Raw genomic sequence first — 17,186 nt, forward strand, 5'->3', positions numbered from 1 at the left:
CAGCTAAATTATCTGTTGACTAATTTGTAATTTGTAAATTTAACCCTTTGTAAGACGCTATTTATGCTATTAGTTTTCACTCATAAAATTACGCCAAGATTATCTTACGTGTTCAAACATATTTGTACACGCATACTTGGTATTCCGGTAAGTTTTACCACAACTATTGAAGATTTTATAGCGCATGATAGCTTAAAAATGTCTTATGCCAAACAGCCTTTAAGTAATGAGGTTTTTGTGCGTTCTCATAGTTTGTTATATGAACAAGGTTTCTCGGATGTTGAAATTTTTGTTCAGAAATGGGAAAATACCAAGTGTTTTTTTACAGCAGGAGAAAAGAGTAGTCTGCCATTTGATATTTTTGCGGCTGCTTTTTATTTATTAAGTCGATACGAAGAATATTTACCACATGTAAAAGATGAATATGGCCGGTTTCCTGCTAAAGAAAGTCTAGCTTTTAATAATGATTTTTTACAACAGCCAGTTGTAGATATTTGGGCGTATAAATTTAAAAGTCTTCTTGAAGCACAATTTCCAGATTTTCAGTTTCCCGAAAAAAAATACAATATCCAACCAGTTATAGATGTGCCAATGGCCTATTTTTATAAACACAAAGGATTAATGCGTACTGTTGGAGGAACATTAACTGATATTTATAGATTGCGTTTAAAGCAAGTTTATGAACGTTATTTAGTGATTTCGGGTTTTAAACGCGATCCTTATGATACGTTTAAATGGATTATTACCAAACAGAAACAAACCAAACATAAAATACTTGTTCTCTTTTTAATTGGTGATTATTCTACGTATGATAAAAATATTAATATCAATAAGAAAGCGTTTGTGTCACTTATAAAATCGGTGTCTGATTATTGTAGAGTAGGACTTAAAGCTTCTTATTTTGCTTTAGAAGACATTCGTATTCTAAAAAAAGAAAAACTTAAAATGGAATCTGTAGTGAACTATAATTTAGTAGCTTCTAGATATTCATTTTCAAAATTACAATTACCAGAATCTTACAGAAATTTAATAGAATTAGAAATTGCTCAAGATTTTACCATGGGATATATTGATGCCTTAGGTTTTAGAGCAGGAACTTGCACGCCTTTTCAGTTTTATGATTTAGATTACGAAATACAAACTCCATTACAAGTTAATGGGTTTCATTGTATTGATTATGCATTATTAAAAAAACACTCACTTTTAGATAAGAAAGAAGAGTTACTACGACTCATTCGTCAAGTGAAAAATGTAAACGGGACGTTTACGCCTGTTTTTCATAATTATACGTTTAGTTATGATGTCCGTTGGACAGGATTTAGAGAATTATTCAATATTATTTTAGACTCAGTAAATGAAGAGTAAGGTTATAAAACATGTGTTTTTCGATTTGGATCACACACTTTGGGATTTTGATAAGAATTCAGAATTAACATTTCAGAAAATTTTTAAAATGCATCATATTGATATTACTATAAATGATTTTTTAGCAGCTTATCAACCTATAAATTTAAAATACTGGAAACTTTATAGAGATGAAAAAGTAGATAAAGAACAATTACGCTATGGTAGATTAAAAGAAAGTTTTGATGCCGTAAACTGTAAGGTTTTAGATACTGTGATTTTTGAAATAGCCGATGATTATATTACATATCTTACCACTTTTAATCATGTGTTTGAAAATACAATGGCTGTTTTGGAATATTTAAAACCTAAATATAAATTACATATTATTACTAACGGCTTTAAAGAAGCGCAGCAAAAGAAGTTGGAACGTTCAAATATTTCTAATTATTTTGAAACCGTAACTAATTCTGAAATGGCTGGTGTAAAAAAACCAAATCCTTTAATTTTTGAATATGCTTTAAACGCTGCTAATGCTTCAGTAGAAGAAAGTATTATGATTGGCGACAATTATGAAGCAGATATTATTGGTGCTTTAGATTATGGGATTGATGCTGTCTTTTTTAATTACCATAAGCATGATTTCGATCCGCATATTACAGTTGTTGATGATTTAATTGAATTAAAAAATCACCTTTAACTTTTATCAATTATAAAAATTCATTTTACATTATGAAATTTCAATATATACTTACCGTTATCACCTTTTTATTAGCAGCACCAACTCAAATGTTTTCGCAAGAAAGTGTTAATGATTATAAATACATTGTGGTGCCAAATCAATATGAATTTTTAAAGGAAAAAGACAAATATCAATTAAATTCTTTAACCGAATTTTTATTCAATAAATACGGATATGTTGCTTTTTTAGAAGACGAAGATGTTCCTGAAGATTTAGCACTTAATAAATGTTTAGCACTTTACGTAGATGTAAAAGATGAAAGAGGTGGTGTTTTTAAAACCAAATTGACAATGAGTTTAAAAGACTGTAAAGGCACATTAGTGTATACCTCAAAAGTAGGTGAGTCTCGAGATAAATCTTTTGATAAAGCTTATAAAGAAGCGATACGTGATGCTTTTGAGAGTTATCAACAATTAAATTATGTGTATAAACCAAATGCTCATATTTTAGCTTTATCCATTGAGAATTCAAAAACAGATGATATTAAAGAAAGTTCTAACAGTGAAATAATTGCACTTAAAAAAGAACTTGAAGCTTTAAAAGTTGAAAAGACTAAAGCAATTACTAAAGCTGTTGTTTCAGAACATAAAACTCCTCATAATACTGAAAATGTAGTTGCTAAAGTTGTAACGAAACAAACTGAAAATGTATTATATGCACAAGCTATTGTTAATGGTTTTCAGCTTGTTGATCGTTCTCCAAAAGTTGTTTATGTGATTTTAAAAACAGCAAAAACCAATGTATATGTTGTAAAAAATGATACGGCTATTATATATAATGAAGCAGGTGTTTGGTATTACTCAAAAAATGATGGTGCAACAGTTTCTGTAAACGTACTGAATATTAAATTTTAATAATTGTACTTATCTTTCCAACGTTGTTTTAAAAATTCACGTTGTGCATTTTCTCTAGCGTTATTTCCGGGTTGATAAAATGTGGTGTTTTTTATTTCATCAGGTAAAAATTCATGCGTAGCAAAATTGTTTTCGTAGTTATGTGCGTATTGGTAATTGTCACCATAACCTAACTCTTTCATTAATTTTGTTGGTGCATTTCTAACCGAAAGTGGTACCGATAAATCCCCAGTTTCTCTAACTACTTGTTGAGCTCTACCAATGGCTTCGTAAGCCGCGTTGCTTTTTGGTGATGTTGCTAAATATGTGGTGCACTGACTTAAAATGATACGAGATTCAGGAAAACCAATTACAGATACCGCCTGAAATGCATTATTTGCAATCACTAAAGCTGTAGGATTTGCATTACCAATATCTTCACTTGCTAAAATGAGTAAACGTCGCGCAATAAATTTTACATCTTCGCCACCTTCGATCATTCGTGCTAACCAATAAACGGCAGCATTTGGATCGCTTCCTCTTATCGATTTTATAAACGCCGAAATAATATCGTAATGTTGTTCACCAGTTTTGTCATAACGTACTGTGTTATTCTGTACTTTTTCTGATACAATATCGTTGGTAATAATAATGTCTTCTTCCGGGCCAAAAGATGTGACAATTAGTTCAAAAATATTTAGAAGTTTTCTAGCGTCTCCACCGGATAACCGAATTAAAAATTCAGTTTCTTTAATGATGATATTGCGTTTAGATAAAATTTCGTCATCAGTAATTGCACGATTAAGTAAGGCTTCTAAATCACTTTTGCTAAACGACTTTAAAACATAAACTTGTGACCGCGAAATTAATGCAGGAATCACTTCAAAACTTGGGTTTTCTGTAGTTGCACCAATAAGAGTTACCCAGCCTTTTTCAACAGCTTGGAGTAAAGAGTCTTGTTGCGATTTGCTAAATCGGTGTATTTCATCAATAAATAAAATAGGGTTTTTTGTAGTGAATAGACCACCGCTTTGTTTTGCCTTATCAATAACTTCTCTAATATCTTTTACGCCAGAATTTATGGCACTTAATGTGTAAAACGGACGGTCAGACTCGTTAGCAATAATATTTGCCAAAGTTGTTTTTCCGGTTCCTGGAGGTCCCCAAAAAATTATCGACGGAATTATACCACGTTTTATGTGTTGTGTCAACACACCTTTTGGTCCAATTAAATGAGTCTGACTTAAATAATCTTTTAAGTGTTTTGGTCTTAAACGTTCTGCTAACGGTTCATTCATAATGTAAAATTACAAAATTGTGCGTGACAATATTTCATAAAACAAATAAATGGTAAAGATTTTGACTATATTTTTAAAAATGGAACTATGAATCAGCAACAGCATTTTAAATATTCAACGGGTGTGATCGCATACCCTGTGTTTTTTGTACTCGTAATTTGGGTGGTGTTTTGGATGCAAGTTCGTTTTTTTTCAGTAATAAAAACTTTTGGTGTATATCCTCAAACTTTTAAGGGTTTAAGAGGTGTTATTTTTAGTCCTTTTATTCATTCGGATATAGAACATCTGTATCATAATACCATTCCGCTTTTCGTGCTTTCTGTAGCTTTATTTTATTTCTATCGAAAAATATCCTGGAAAATCTTATTCTTTGGGATTATATGTTCAGGGTTAATTACCTGGGCAATTGGTAGGCCTGCAAACCATATTGGAGCAAGTGGACTAATTTATGTGTTAGTGAGTTTTATATTTTTTAAAGGCGTGTTTGCAAAACATTTTAGACTTATTGCATTATCGCTTTTAGTAATATTTTTATACGGAAGTATGATTTGGTATGTGTTTCCTGTAAAAGAAGGTATGTCTTGGGAAGGGCATTTAGGCGGACTAATTACAGGTTTAGTTTTTGCTTTAATTTTTAGAAAAACCATAGCGAAACCAAAAAAATATGTGTGGGAACAACCTGAGTATGACGAAGAAAATGATCCGTTTTTAAAGCATTTTGATACCGACGGAAATTTTATAGAGATTGAACCAGAGGAGGAAATTACACCTAGTTTAGATGTTGTTCCTCCTACGGAACAAAAATTTACTTATGTGTTTAAAAAGAGTTCTTCGGAAGAAAATTCTGAAAATTAACGACGTTGTCTTACGGCTTCGTATAAGAAAGCACCACAAGCTACAGATACATTAAGGGATTCTATCTCTCCAAGAATTGGTAGTTTTGCTTTTTCATCTGCAATAGAAAGTACCGAAGGGTTAATTCCTCTTCCTTCAGATCCCATAATGATAGCACATGGTTCTTTAAAAGAAACATCGTATACTGTATTGTCTGTTTTTTCTGTAGCAGCAATCACTTTAATTCCTGATGCTTGCATATGGAATACGGCATCTTTAATGTGATCTACCTTACATATTGGAATTTTAAAAATTGCACCAGCACTAGTTTTTATAGCATCACCATTTACTGGAGCTCCACCTTTTTTCTGAATTATAATTCCAGAAACACCTGTACATTCTGCAGTTCTAATAATTGCACCAAAATTTCTTACATCACTTAATTGATCTAATAAAAGAAATAACGGTGGTTTACCAGATTCAATAGCATTTAAGACTAAATCTTCAATATCATGAAAGGTGATAGGCGCAATTTGTGCTACCGCACCTTGATGGTTCTTTTTGGTTAATCTGTTTAATTTTTCAACAGGTACATAAGATGAGTTTAGACGCTCTTTTTTTAAGAGTTGTTCTAGCTCTGTAAATAATTCACCTTTTAATCCTTTTTGAAGAAATATTTTATCAATATTCTCTCCAGATTTTATAGCTTCAATTATTGCTCTTATTCCAAAAATAGTGGTTTCTTTTTCCATGCTGCAAAGGTATAAAAAAAGCCTCATAAGTTAACTTATGAGGCTTTTAATTATTTAAAAACTATTTACATGGTATCCCAAAATATTTTTGTTGCCTGTTCATCACCACCAATGGCAGTTGCAGCGGCATCCCAATTGGTTACATTTAAGTTTTGTTCATCAACAAGGTAAGTGTATCTGTACGGTACAGGATCTCCTGTGTCAAAGGCAATATTCATTGCAGGGAAATCGTATTTTCTCCATACGGTCCAACCTTCAAATCCTCTGTTGTACATTGCTAACCAAAATTGTGTTCCAATTTTTTGTCTACATGTTCCTGTGGCAGTACTATAAATAACTTCAGAATCTGCTAAATACATTGAGATTTCTGTAGGTGTTCTTCCCTAGTATTCAATAGAAGCTGTAATTCCATTAGTGTAAAATGTGTCGGCAGTTCCAACCATAAGACTTGAGCTTAATGTAACCCCAATTCCTTTTTTAGTTAATAATTACCGCTCCGCGAATTCCTCCAGATCCATAAAGCGCAGTTGCAGCAGCGTCTTTTAAAATGTTTATAGATTCCAATGTCATCAGGATTAATATCTGATGATGCGTTTCCGTAATCATAACCACCACGATCTAGAGTTTGATTGCTAGTATTTGTGTTTTCGTTACTTATTGGAACGCCATCAATTACAAAAAGGGCTTGATTGTTTCCTGAGATAGAGTTACTACCTCTAATAACCACATTAGTTGATCCTCCAAGTGTTCTTGATGATTTAATGTCTAAACCAGCAACTTTACCTGATAAGGAGTTTACAAAATTAGAATTTTTTACTTTTTAAACCGATTCACCATCAACTTTTTGAGTGGCATATCCTAAGCTTTTTTTGTCTCTTTTTATTCCCAATGCGGTTACAACAACCTCGTCTAATACAGCTGCATCTTCTTTCATTACAATGTTTATTTCGTTAGAAGCTGCAATTGTAATCTCTTGGGATTTTAAACCGACATAACTAAAATTATAATATCACCGGTATTGGATTTGATAGCGTAATTTCCATCAAAATCCGTTTGGGTTCCATTACTTGTTCCTTTTATGACAATATTTACTCCAGGAATGAGTATACCAGATTGGTCTGTCACTGTTCTTGAAACTTTCTTTTCTTGCGCATAACTTAATTGCACAACAAACGCTAGTAGTAGCGTAAGAATTCCACTAAACTTTGTTTTCATATTTAAATTAGCCTATCTCAAAATGCTAATAAAAAGTTTTTTTTAAAAAAAACAATGATTTAGTTGAAAGCTTTATGTAATTCTTGTAAAAAGAGTTAAAAAACTGTAGATAAACTAATATGTAGTTTAGAGTTTGATAGCTTGAAGTTTTGGTTTTCGGTTTTCCCACTCGAATAATTTAGTTTGAATAAACCGCTTTTGGTGAGTAATCCAAACCCAAACCCAAACCCAAGTAATTTGCCTTTTGTATTATTAAATTGATTCTCAAAATAAGCAGCATCAAATACGGTGTGTACGTATAGTGAGTTGTTTACGCGGTAACGATATTCGGTATTAAAAACACTGTATAAATTGGCGGTTAAAGTGTTTTCTTCAAATCCTCTTATAGAATTAATTCCTCCAAAACGGAATAATTCATTTTCAAGATAATCGTTAGATTGTAGGTAGGCACCATTCAATCTTAAATAAATACTATTGTAAGGATTGAAATTAAAAATTTTATACGTGTCAAGTTCTAGTTTTTTCTGCTGTAGAGATTCTAGTGAAGTTTCTCTATTTCCAATACCTCCAGAAAGATTGAATAAAAAATTTGTAGGAAAAAGTATATCGTATAATTGTTGGGTGTTGTGTGTAAAATTTAAGCTGTAATAGTTTGATGTGTAATCTGTAATTGTAGTGGTCTCGGCATCTAATAAATTACTAGAAGTTGTAGAACTGGTTCCTAAGGAAACTTGATTTTTTGAATTAATTTGATAAAATAATTTTGCCGTTTGTGTTGCTGTTATAAATGACGAGTCTTTCTTAAAAATATTTAAGGACAAATCCATTCCTATCGGAGAGCTAAACAAATAAGGAAGCTTTACGTTTACATCAAAAGTTTTCTGTTCACTTTCATCGCTTTTATAATATAGTTTTAGTGATTCACCATAATTAAGGTTGTTAACAAGGTTTAAATTTAAATACCCATCAAATTCTAATTTGTTACTCTCTTCACTAGTTCCAAAACCTAAAAAACCATCAAAAGCATTACTTTTTGTTTTTTCTACATATATATATAGTGTTGTAGAATCTTTGGTGAATAAAACTTCAGGATCTTTTATTTGGCTAGCAAATTGTAAATCATTTAATATAGCTGTTTTTTCCTTTATACTGTTTAAATTAAATGGGGAGTTGGTTTTTAGTTTTAAAAATCGTTTTAAGTATGACTTCGGAAATTTTTCATAACCTTTCACAATTATCTTATCAATAGTTCTAGGAGTGTTGCTTACTATTTCTAATTCAGCTGTAAGAGTTGTGGTGTTTTTTTTTATTATATTTTTTAATTGAAGAGAAGAAAAAGGATCACCTTCATTTGATAACTGTGTATTTAAGTAAGTAAGCGTTTCTTCTAATGTTTCAAAAGTAATCTCAAACGTATCTTTGTTTATTTTATCAGAAATAGATTCTAAAATTTTTGGAGAGAAAAATGTACCATAAGAAATACGAATAGTTGCATATTTAGAATTTAAATTGAATTGTGCCACGTGTGTAGAATCATTCTCCTTATATATAGATAGAAGTTCGCTTTCTAAATATCCTGATTTTTGAAGTTTAGATGAAATAAAATCGACTTCTTTTTTTAAGGATTGATAATCTTTAAATTCTTTCTGCGGGTTAAAAGAGTCTATAATTTTAGTGTCCTCATCCGAAGTTCCAATAATATTTAAAACTAGAGATTGCGAAAATAGGCTTGCCGAAAACAGCAATCCAAATGCTAAAAAAGACCAAAAAATAAGTTTGCGCATTAAAAAGAATATATTTTTCAAAACTAACGGAAATTATGAATTAAAAATATGTAGTACTAAAAAAAAACAGCAAACTTTTTAAAATTAATCAATTAAGATTTGAAAAATTAATTTTTATTAGTACATTTGCACCCCCTCTAAAGAGAGGAATTAATAAATTTATATAGGAATATATGCCAACAATTTCACAATTAGTACGAAAAGGAAGAGCCAAAATAACCAAGAAGAGTAAATCGGCTGCTTTAGATTCGTGTCCACAAAGACGTGGTGTGTGTACTCGTGTTTATACAACTACACCTAAGAAACCAAACTCAGCAATGCGTAAGGTAGCAAGGGTTCGTTTAACAAACGGTAACGAGGTTAATGCATACATCGGTGGTGAAGGACACAATTTACAAGAGCACTCGATAGTATTGGTTAGAGGTGGAAGGGTAAAAGATTTGCCAGGAGTTAGATATCACATCGTTCGTGGTGCTTTAGATACAGCAGGTGTATCAGGAAGAACACAACGTAGATCTAAATACGGTGCAAAACGCCCTAAAAAGTAATTAACAACTTTAAGAAGAAGACATGAGAAAAAGAGCAGCAAAAAAGAGACCGCTTTTACCAGATCCACGTTTTAACGACCAGTTAGTAACTCGTTTTGTTAACATGATGATGTGGGACGGTAAGAAGTCAGTAGCTTTTAAAGTATTCTATGACGCAATTGATATTGTAGAGTCTAAGAAAACTGATGAAGAAAAAACAGGATTAGAAACATGGAAAGATGCCTTATCTAACGTTATGCCTCACGTAGAAGTGCGTAGTCGTAGAGTAGGTGGAGCAACATTTCAAATTCCAATGCAAATTCGTCCAGACCGTAAAGTTTCAACAGCAATGAAATGGCTTATCGGTTACTCTCGTAAGAGAAACGAAAAATCAATGGCACAAAAATTAGCTTCAGAAATCTTAGCAGCAGCTAAAGAAGAAGGAGCAGCTGTTAAGAAAAGAGTTGATACTCACAAAATGGCAGAAGCTAATAAAGCATTCTCTCACTTTAGATTTTAAGACATGGCAAGAGATTTAAAATTCACAAGAAATATTGGAATCGCAGCTCATATTGATGCTGGTAAAACAACAACAACTGAGCGTGTTCTTTATTATACAGGAGTTTCACACAAAATTGGTGAAGTACATGATGGTGCTGCAACAATGGACTGGATGGAGCAAGAGCAAGAACGTGGTATTACTATTACGTCTGCAGCTACAACTTGTACATGGAAGTTTCCATTAGAAAATGCTGAGCCTACTCCAGATACAATGGATTATCATTTCAATATCATTGATACTCCTGGTCACGTTGATTTTACTGTAGAAGTAAATAGATCTTTACGTGTATTAGATGGATTAGTATTTTTATTTAGTGCAGTTGATGGTGTTGAGCCACAATCTGAAACTAACTGGAGATTAGCAGATAACTATAAAGTGCCAAGAATAGGTTTCGTTAATAAAATGGACCGTCAAGGATCTGACTTTTTAGGAGTTTGTCAACAAGTAAAAGATATGTTAAAATCAAACGCGGTGCCAATCGTTTTAAACATTGGTGACGAAGAAGATTTTAAAGGTATTATCGATTTAGTAAAAAACCGTGCTATAGTATGGCACGATGAAACTCAAGGAGCAACTTTCGATGTTATCGAAATCCCTGAGGATATGAAGGAAGAAGCTCGTAAATATCGTGCGCTTTTAATTGAAGAAGTAGCAGGATATGATGAGAATCTTTTAGAGAAATTCATGGAAGATGAAGATTCAATTACAGAAGAAGAAGTGCACAAAGCACTTAGAGCAGCTGTAATGGATATGGCAATTATTCCAATGATTTGTGGTTCAGCCTTCAAAAATAAAGGTGTTCAGTTCTTATTAGATGCTGTATGTCGTTACCTGCCTTCTCCAATGGATAAGGAAGGAATTAGAGGAATGAATCCTGATACAGAATTAGAAGAATTACGTAAGCCTAGTGTTGACGAACCTTTCGCAGCATTAGCATTTAAAATTGCTACAGATCCTTTCGTAGGACGTTTAGCATTCTTTAGAGCTTACTCTGGTCGTTTAGATGCAGGTTCTTATGTGTTAAATAACCGTTCAGGTAAAAAAGAACGTATCTCTCGTATCTATCAAATGCATGCTAACAAGCAAAATGCAATTGATTATATCGAAGCAGGAGATATTGGAGCTGCTGTTGGATTTAAATCTATCAAAACAGGAGATACATTATCATCTCAAGATCATCCTATTGTTTTAGAATCAATGGACTTCCCAGACCCAGTAATTGGAATCGCGGTTGAACCAAAAACTAAAGCAGATGTTGATAAATTAGGTTTAGGTTTAGCTAAATTAGCTGAAGAAGATCCTACATTTACAGTGCGTTCTGATGAAGCTTCAGGACAAACTATTATCTCTGGAATGGGAGAATTACACTTAGATGTAATTGTTGACCGTTTAAAACGTGAGTTTAAGGTTGAAGTAAACCAAGGACAACCACAAGTAGAGTATAAAGAAGCTATTACACAATCTGCAGATCATAGAGAAGTTTACAAAAAACAATCAGGTGGTCGTGGAAAATTTGCTGATATCGTATTTACGGTTGAACCAGCAGACGAAGGTGTTGTAGGTCTTCAGTTTGAATCTGTAATTAAAGGTGGTAACGTTCCTAAAGAATTTATACCTTCTATTGAAAAAGGATTTAAACAAGCAATGGTAAACGGACCTTTAGCAGGTTTTGAAGTAGATGCTATGAAAGTAACATTAAGAGATGGTTCTTACCACGATGTGGATTCAGATCAACTATCTTTTGAATTAGCTGCTAAATTAGGATTCAAAAACTGTGCTAAAGCTGCAAAAGCTGTAATAATGGAACCAATCATGAAACTTGAGGTAATTACTCCTGAAGAAAACATGGGTGATATTGTTGGAGATTTAAACAGAAGAAGAGGTCAAGTTAGTGATATGGGTGATAGAGCAGGAGCAAAAACTGTAAAAGCAACCGTACCATTATCAGAAATGTTTGGATATGTAACAACATTAAGAACATTATCTTCAGGTCGTGCAACGTCAACAATGGAATTTTCACATTATGCTGAAACACCTTCAAATATATCTGAAGAGGTTATCAAAGCAGCTAAAGGAACAGACGCTTAAAACTAAGAATATGAGTCAAAAAATCAGAATTAAATTAAAATCTTACGATCATAACTTAGTAGACAAGTCTGCTGATAAGATTGTAAAAACAGTAAAAAGTACAGGTGCAGTAGTAACAGGACCAATTCCTTTACCAACTCACAAAAAGATTTTCACTGTATTACGTTCACCACACGTAAACAAGAAGTCAAGAGAACAATTTCAATTAAGCTCTTATAAGCGTTTATTAGATATATACTCTTCTTCATCAAAAACAATTGATGCCTTAATGAAACTTGAATTACCAAGTGGAGTTGAAGTTGAAATTAAAGTATAATTACAACAAACATCACATTAACTAAGTTAATGTGTAACATGTCCTAAGCTGCGAGCGAAGGAAAAACGGTTAAAAATACAATTCAGGGTTGAAACGTATTTTGACCCTGAATTTTTTTTGAAAACAAATATTAATAATTAATAATTAAAATTATGTCTGGGTTAATAGGAAAGAAGATCGGTATGACCAGCATTTTCGATGAAAATGGAAAAAATATTCCATGTACAGTAATCGAAGCTGGACCATGTATCGTTACCCAAGTCAGAACCGAAGAGGTAGACGGGTACAGTGCTCTTCAACTTGGTTTCGATGACAAGACAGAGAAAAGTGCTACAAAAGCTGAAATGGGTCACGCCAAAAAAGCTGGTACTTCTGTTAAGAGAAAAGTCGTAGAATTCCAAGGATTTGAAGAAGGTTACAAATTAGGTGATGCAATCACCGTAGAACACTTTTTAGAAGGTGAATACGTTGATATTGCAGGAACTTCAAAAGGAAAAGGTTTCCAAGGAGTTGTAAAACGTCATGGTTTTGCTGGTGTAGGTCAAGCGACCCACGGTCAACACAACCGATTAAGAGCTCCAGGTTCAATTGGTGCAGCTTCATATCCAGCGAGAGTATTCAAAGGAATGAAAATGGCCGGAAGAATGGGTGGCGAAAGAGTGAATGTTGAAAATTTAAGAGTCTACAAAGTAGTTCCAGAAAAGAACTTAATCGTAGTTAAAGGATGTGTTCCAGGACACAAAAACTCTTATGTAATTATTCAGAAATAATGAAAGTAGCAGTTTTAGATATAAACGGAAAAGACACAGGTAGACAAGCAGAGCTTTCTCAAGGTGTGTTCGCTATTGAGCCAAATAATCATGCAGTATACCTAGACGTTAAGCAATATCTTGCTAACCAACGTCAAGGAACGCATAAGGCTAAAGAAAGAGCAGAGATTTCTGGTAGTACACGTAAGATTAAAAAACAAAAAGGTACAGGTACTGCACGTGCAGGAAGTATCAAATCTGGTGTATTTAGAGGTGGAGGACGTATGTTCGGACCAAGACCAAGAAATTATAGCATAAAATTAAATAAAAACCTTAAGCGTTTAGCGCGTAAATCTGCATTAAGTATTAAAGCAGGTGAACAATCTATCGTTGTACTGGAAGACTTTAATTTTGAATCTCCAAAGACAAAGAATTTCACTGCAATTTTGAAAGCACTTGATATTCAGGATAAAAAATCATTATTTGTCTTGGGTAATTCAAATAAAAATGTATATTTGTCTTCACGTAATTTTAAAGGGTCTGATGTAATAACTACTTCAGAATTAAATACTTATAAGATTTTAAACGCAAATAAATTAATTCTTTTAGAGAGTTCTTTAGAAGGAATTGAAACGAATTTAAGTAAATAGGAAGCCATGAATATCTTAATTAAACCGATAATCACTGAAAAAGCAACAACAAATAGCGAGTTAAACAACTGCTTTAGCTTTCAAGTGAACAAAAAGGCGAACAAGGTAGAAATCAAAAAAGCAGTGGAAGCTGCTTATGGAGTTTCTGTTGAAAAAGTTCGTACTATAAATGTCCGTCCAGATCGTAGTACTAAGTTTACAAAAACTGGTATTCAACATGGTAAAACTAATGCTGTTAAGAAGGCATTAGTACAACTGGCGGAAGGTGAAGTAATTGATTTATACACTAACATGTAATTAGACAAAAAATGTCAGTAAGAAAATTAAAACCAATCACATCAGCTCAGCGATTTAGAGTAGTAAATGGATTTGACGCCATAACTACTGATAAGCCGGAAAAGAGTTTACTCGTTCCGAACAAAAGATCTGGTGGTAGAAACAGTCAAGGAAAGATGACCATGCGCCATATTGGTGGAGGTCACAAAAGAAAGTATCGTATTATCGATTTCAAGCGTAACAAAGTAGGAGTTCCTGCAGAAGTTAAGTCTATCGAGTATGATCCAAACAGAACAGCTTTTATTGCATTATTGAATTATCAAGATGGCGAAAAAAGATACATTATTGCACAGAATGGTTTACAAGTAGGGCAATCATTAGTTTCAGGAGCATCAGATGTTGCCCCAGAAATTGGTAATGCAATGCCTTTAAGCCAAATTCCTTTAGGAACAATAATTTCTTGTATTGAATTACGTCCTGGACAAGGAGCGGTAATGGCAAGAAGTGCTGGAGCATTTGCTCAATTAATGGCAAGAGATGGTAAGTTCGCAACAGTGAAATTACCGTCTGGAGAAACAAGACTTATACTTGTAGAATGTATGGCTACAATTGGTGTAGTTTCTAATTCTGATCATCAATTACTAGTATCTGGTAAAGCAGGTAGAAGTAGATGGTTAGGTAGAAGACCAAGAGTAAGACCAGTAGTTATGAATCCAGTAGATCACCCAATGGGAGGTGGTGAAGGTAAATCTTCAGGAGGTCACCCTAGATCTAAAAATGGTATTCCTGCTAAAGGATTTAGAACTCGTTCTAAAACTAAAGCAAGTAATAAATATATTGTAGAACGTAGAAAGAAATAATTGAGATAATATGGCACGTTCATTAAAAAAAGGACCTTACATCCATTATAAATTAGACAAAAAAGTTGCTGAAAACATTGCATCTAACAAAAAGACAGTAATCAAAACGTGGTCAAGAGCCTCTATGATTTCTCCAGATTTTGTTGGTCAAACAATAGCAGTACACAATGGTCGTCAATTTGTTCCTGTATTCGTTACAGAAAACATGGTAGGTCATAAGTTAGGAGAATTTTCACCAACACGTTCTTTTAGAGGACACGCAGGTGCAAAAAATAAAGGTAAAAAATAAGTAGAGCTATGGGAAGTCGTAAAAAACAAATGGCAGACGCTATTAAGGAAGAAAGAAAGCACATCGCTTTTGCTAAACTTAATAACTGTCCTACTTCACCAAGGAAAATGCGCTTAGTAGCAGACTTGGTTAGAGGGAAGAAAGCAGAACAAGCTCTTCAGATCCTTAAGTTTAGTTCAAAAGAAGCATCTCGTCGTTTAGAGAAGTTATTGTTATCTGCAATAGCTAACTGGCAAGCGAAAAACGAAGATGAAAGTATTGAGGACGCAAACTTATTTGTAAAAGAGATTAGAGTAGATGGTGGAGCAATGTTAAAAAGATTGCGCCCAGCACCTCAAGGTCGTGCACACAGAATTAGAAAGCGTTCTAATCACGTAACAATCGTGATTGGCGCATTAAATAAAAACACACAAAGCTAAGATAGAGGTATGGGACAAAAAACAAATCCAATCGGAAATCGCTTAGGAATCATCAGAGGATGGGAATCTAACTGGTATGGTGGTAATGATTATGGAGATAAACTTGCTGAGGACGATAAAATCAGAAAGTATATCCATGCTCGTTTATCTAAAGCTAGTGTGTCAAGAGTAATCATAGAGCGTACTCTTAAACTTGTAACCGTTACTATCACTACTGCTAGACCTGGTATTATTATCGGAAAAGGTGGACAAGAGGTAGACAAGTTAAAAGAAGAGCTTAAAAAGATTACAGATAAGGAAGTTCAACTTAATATCTTCGAAATTAAGAGACCTGAGCTAGATGCATTTTTAGTAGGATCGAGCGTTGCTCGTCAAATAGAAAACAGAATTTCTTACAGACGTGCAATCAAGATGGCAATCGCCGCTGCTATACGCATGAACGCAGAAGGAATCAAAATTCAAATTAGTGGTCGTTTAAACGGAGCTGAAATGGCACGTTCAGAGCACTATAAAGAAGGTAGAATTCCTTTATCAACATTCAGAGCCGATATTGACTATGCTTTAGTTGAGGCGCATACTACTTATGGTAGATTGGGTATCAAAGTATGGATCATGAAAGGTGAAGTATATGGTAAAAGAGAACTTTCTCCACTTGTAGGGTTGTCTAAAAAACAAGGTAAGTCTGGTGGAGGACGTGGTGGGAACAACAAATCTCGTCGTAGAAAGTAATTTTTAAAGTAAGAAAAAATGTTACAACCGAAAAAAACAAAATTTCGTAAAGTCCAAAAAGGACGTATGAAAGGAAATTCCGGAAGAGGTCACGAACTTTCTAATGGAATGTTTGGTATAAAATCACTCGATTCGAATTTCTTAACATCACGTCAAATAGAAGCAGCTCGTATTGCCGCTACACGTCATATGAAAAGAGAAGGTCAACTTTGGATTAAAGTATTTCCAGACAAACCTATCACTAAAAAACCTCTAGAGGTACGTATGGGTAAAGGTAAAGGTGCTGTAGAATATTGGGTAGCAGTCGTTAAACCAGGAAGAATTATTTTTGAAATAGGTGGTGTGTCACTAGACGTAGCTAAAGAAGCTTTACGTTTAGCAGCACAAAAATTACCAGTAAAAACTAAATTCCTTATAGCTCGAGATTTCGAAGCTTAATAAAACAAGATTATGAAGCAATCAGAAATTAAACAGCTATCTACAGCTGAGTTACAAGACAAACTTGGAGACACAAAAAAGAGTTATTCAGAGCTAAAAATGGCTCATACAATATCTCCTTTAGAAAATCCTATCCAGTTACGAAACGTAAGACGTTCAGTAGCTAGAATTGCCACTGAATTAACTAAAAGAGAAATACAATAACTGTATTCTGCTGAAAGATGGAAAAAAGAAACTTAAGAAAAGAACGTATAGGAATAGTTACTAGTAACAAAATGCAAAAATCAATTGTAGTTGCTGAAGTAAAAAAAGTAAAACATCCTATGTATGGAAAGTTCGTGTTAAAGACGAAGAAATACGTTGCACACGATGAGACAAACGACTGCAATATTGGAGATACTGTAAAGATCATGGAAACAAGACCTTTAAGTAAATCTAAATGTTGGAGATTAGTAGAAATAATTGAAAGAGCGAAGTAATT

The 17,186-nt window shown here is 33.4% G+C and carries 24 protein-coding genes; 18 read left to right on the forward strand and 6 right to left on the reverse strand.

All coding sequences use genetic code 11. From position 1 onward, the window contains the following. Window positions 1-63 precede the first annotated feature (63 nt). The 3 genes from ACU4C5_RS08885 to ACU4C5_RS08895 are packed head-to-tail and all read left to right on the forward strand — an operon-like array spanning window position 64 to window position 2,940. Window positions 64-1,365 carry a polysaccharide deacetylase family protein gene (locus ACU4C5_RS08885; protein WP_446843850.1) on the forward strand — a complete coding sequence of 434 codons (1,302 nt, stop codon included), beginning with the start codon at window positions 64-66 and terminating at the stop codon, window positions 1,363-1,365. After that, complete coding sequence (locus ACU4C5_RS08890; protein ID WP_446843851.1) at window positions 1,355-2,044, forward strand: YjjG family noncanonical pyrimidine nucleotidase; 690 nt, start codon at window positions 1,355-1,357, stop codon at window positions 2,042-2,044. Before ACU4C5_RS08885 ends, ACU4C5_RS08890 begins: the two co-directional genes overlap by 11 nt. Before the next feature lie 32 nt (window positions 2,045-2,076). After that, on the forward strand, window positions 2,077-2,940 hold the full coding sequence (locus ACU4C5_RS08895; RefSeq protein WP_446843852.1) for a hypothetical protein: 864 nt from the start codon (window positions 2,077-2,079) through the stop codon (window positions 2,938-2,940). Here ACU4C5_RS08895 and ACU4C5_RS08900 read toward each other — a convergent pair. Further along, window positions 2,937-4,217 carry a replication-associated recombination protein A gene (locus tag ACU4C5_RS08900; RefSeq protein ID WP_446843853.1) on the reverse strand — a complete coding sequence of 427 codons (1,281 nt, stop codon included), beginning with the start codon at window positions 4,215-4,217 and terminating at the stop codon, window positions 2,937-2,939. The genes ACU4C5_RS08895 and ACU4C5_RS08900 overlap by 4 nt on opposite strands. Before the next feature lie 87 nt (window positions 4,218-4,304). On the opposite strand from ACU4C5_RS08900, the gene ACU4C5_RS08905 reads away from it, so the two are divergent. Then, window positions 4,305-5,072: a rhomboid family intramembrane serine protease gene (locus tag ACU4C5_RS08905; protein WP_446843854.1), complete on the forward strand. Its 768-nt coding sequence runs from the start codon at window positions 4,305-4,307 to the stop codon at window positions 5,070-5,072. On the opposite strand, the gene rlmB is transcribed toward ACU4C5_RS08905, so the two are convergent. The 5 genes from rlmB to ACU4C5_RS08930 form a co-directional block, all read right to left on the reverse strand. Next, complete coding sequence (gene rlmB, locus ACU4C5_RS08910) at window positions 5,069-5,803, reverse strand: 23S rRNA (guanosine(2251)-2'-O)-methyltransferase RlmB (RefSeq protein ID WP_446843856.1); 735 nt, start codon at window positions 5,801-5,803, stop codon at window positions 5,069-5,071. The two genes, ACU4C5_RS08905 and rlmB, sit on opposite strands and share 4 nt — an antisense overlap. Window positions 5,804-5,868: 65 nt before the next feature. Further along, window positions 5,869-6,162 carry a SusD/RagB family nutrient-binding outer membrane lipoprotein gene (locus ACU4C5_RS08915; RefSeq protein ID WP_446843857.1) on the reverse strand — a complete coding sequence of 98 codons (294 nt, stop codon included), beginning with the start codon at window positions 6,160-6,162 and terminating at the stop codon, window positions 5,869-5,871. 122 nt (window positions 6,163-6,284) lie between these two features. Continuing rightward, window positions 6,285-6,566 (reverse strand): TonB-dependent receptor plug domain-containing protein, encoded by a 282-nt coding sequence (locus tag ACU4C5_RS08920; RefSeq protein WP_446846443.1) that lies wholly within the window; start codon window positions 6,564-6,566, stop codon window positions 6,285-6,287. A 218-nt stretch (window positions 6,567-6,784) separates the two neighbouring features. Beyond that, entirely contained in the window at window positions 6,785-7,018 is a 234-nt protein-coding gene (locus tag ACU4C5_RS08925; RefSeq protein ID WP_446843858.1) for a carboxypeptidase-like regulatory domain-containing protein, read from the reverse strand. A 95-nt stretch (window positions 7,019-7,113) separates the two neighbouring features. Next, window positions 7,114-8,802, reverse strand: a complete 1,689-nt coding sequence (locus tag ACU4C5_RS08930) for a POTRA domain-containing protein (protein ID WP_446843859.1) — start codon at window positions 8,800-8,802, stop codon at window positions 7,114-7,116. A gap of 173 nt (window positions 8,803-8,975) precedes the next feature. On the opposite strand from ACU4C5_RS08930, the gene rpsL reads away from it, so the two are divergent. From rpsL to rpsQ, 14 genes are all read left to right on the forward strand, one after another. After that, entirely contained in the window at window positions 8,976-9,350 is a 375-nt protein-coding gene (gene rpsL, locus ACU4C5_RS08935) for a 30S ribosomal protein S12 (protein WP_019386263.1), read from the forward strand. A gap of 22 nt (window positions 9,351-9,372) precedes the next feature. Then, window positions 9,373-9,849 (forward strand): 30S ribosomal protein S7, encoded by a 477-nt coding sequence (gene rpsG / locus ACU4C5_RS08940; protein ID WP_446843860.1) that lies wholly within the window; start codon window positions 9,373-9,375, stop codon window positions 9,847-9,849. A 3-nt stretch (window positions 9,850-9,852) separates the two neighbouring features. After that, complete coding sequence (fusA, locus tag ACU4C5_RS08945) at window positions 9,853-11,979, forward strand: elongation factor G (protein WP_446843861.1); 2,127 nt, start codon at window positions 9,853-9,855, stop codon at window positions 11,977-11,979. Between the two features lie 10 nt (window positions 11,980-11,989). Further along, window positions 11,990-12,295, forward strand: coding sequence for a 30S ribosomal protein S10 (gene rpsJ / locus ACU4C5_RS08950; protein ID WP_007650482.1), 306 nt, complete (start codon window positions 11,990-11,992; stop codon window positions 12,293-12,295). A 152-nt stretch (window positions 12,296-12,447) separates the two neighbouring features. Continuing rightward, window positions 12,448-13,065, forward strand: a complete 618-nt coding sequence (rplC, locus tag ACU4C5_RS08955; protein WP_446843862.1) for a 50S ribosomal protein L3 — start codon at window positions 12,448-12,450, stop codon at window positions 13,063-13,065. Then, window positions 13,065-13,694 (forward strand): 50S ribosomal protein L4, encoded by a 630-nt coding sequence (gene rplD / locus ACU4C5_RS08960; protein WP_446843864.1) that lies wholly within the window; start codon window positions 13,065-13,067, stop codon window positions 13,692-13,694. The genes rplC and rplD overlap by 1 nt, the downstream gene beginning before the upstream one ends. Window positions 13,695-13,700: 6 nt before the next feature. Next, window positions 13,701-13,991, forward strand: a complete 291-nt coding sequence (rplW, locus tag ACU4C5_RS08965; RefSeq protein ID WP_446843865.1) for a 50S ribosomal protein L23 — start codon at window positions 13,701-13,703, stop codon at window positions 13,989-13,991. 11 nt (window positions 13,992-14,002) lie between these two features. Further along, window positions 14,003-14,830 carry a 50S ribosomal protein L2 gene (gene rplB / locus ACU4C5_RS08970; RefSeq protein WP_446843866.1) on the forward strand — a complete coding sequence of 276 codons (828 nt, stop codon included), beginning with the start codon at window positions 14,003-14,005 and terminating at the stop codon, window positions 14,828-14,830. 10 nt (window positions 14,831-14,840) lie between these two features. Further along, window positions 14,841-15,119 carry a 30S ribosomal protein S19 gene (gene rpsS / locus ACU4C5_RS08975; RefSeq protein ID WP_446843868.1) on the forward strand — a complete coding sequence of 93 codons (279 nt, stop codon included), beginning with the start codon at window positions 14,841-14,843 and terminating at the stop codon, window positions 15,117-15,119. A gap of 8 nt (window positions 15,120-15,127) precedes the next feature. After that, the gene (gene rplV / locus ACU4C5_RS08980; protein ID WP_446843869.1) at window positions 15,128-15,538 is read left to right on the forward strand and encodes a 50S ribosomal protein L22; all 411 of its coding nucleotides are present in this window, start codon (window positions 15,128-15,130) and stop codon (window positions 15,536-15,538) included. A 9-nt stretch (window positions 15,539-15,547) separates the two neighbouring features. After that, a complete protein-coding gene (rpsC, locus tag ACU4C5_RS08985) occupies window positions 15,548-16,267 on the forward strand; it encodes a 30S ribosomal protein S3 (protein WP_446843870.1) in 720 nt (239 codons plus the stop codon). A gap of 18 nt (window positions 16,268-16,285) precedes the next feature. Continuing rightward, the gene (gene rplP / locus ACU4C5_RS08990) at window positions 16,286-16,705 is read left to right on the forward strand and encodes a 50S ribosomal protein L16 (protein ID WP_446843871.1); all 420 of its coding nucleotides are present in this window, start codon (window positions 16,286-16,288) and stop codon (window positions 16,703-16,705) included. Between the two features lie 12 nt (window positions 16,706-16,717). Further along, window positions 16,718-16,909: a 50S ribosomal protein L29 gene (rpmC, locus tag ACU4C5_RS08995; RefSeq protein ID WP_446843872.1), complete on the forward strand. Its 192-nt coding sequence runs from the start codon at window positions 16,718-16,720 to the stop codon at window positions 16,907-16,909. Between the two features lie 17 nt (window positions 16,910-16,926). After that, window positions 16,927-17,184, forward strand: coding sequence for a 30S ribosomal protein S17 (gene rpsQ, locus ACU4C5_RS09000; RefSeq protein WP_028283878.1), 258 nt, complete (start codon window positions 16,927-16,929; stop codon window positions 17,182-17,184). Window positions 17,185-17,186 lie beyond the last annotated feature (2 nt).

It is taken from the genome of Lacinutrix undariae (genome assembly GCF_052934785.1).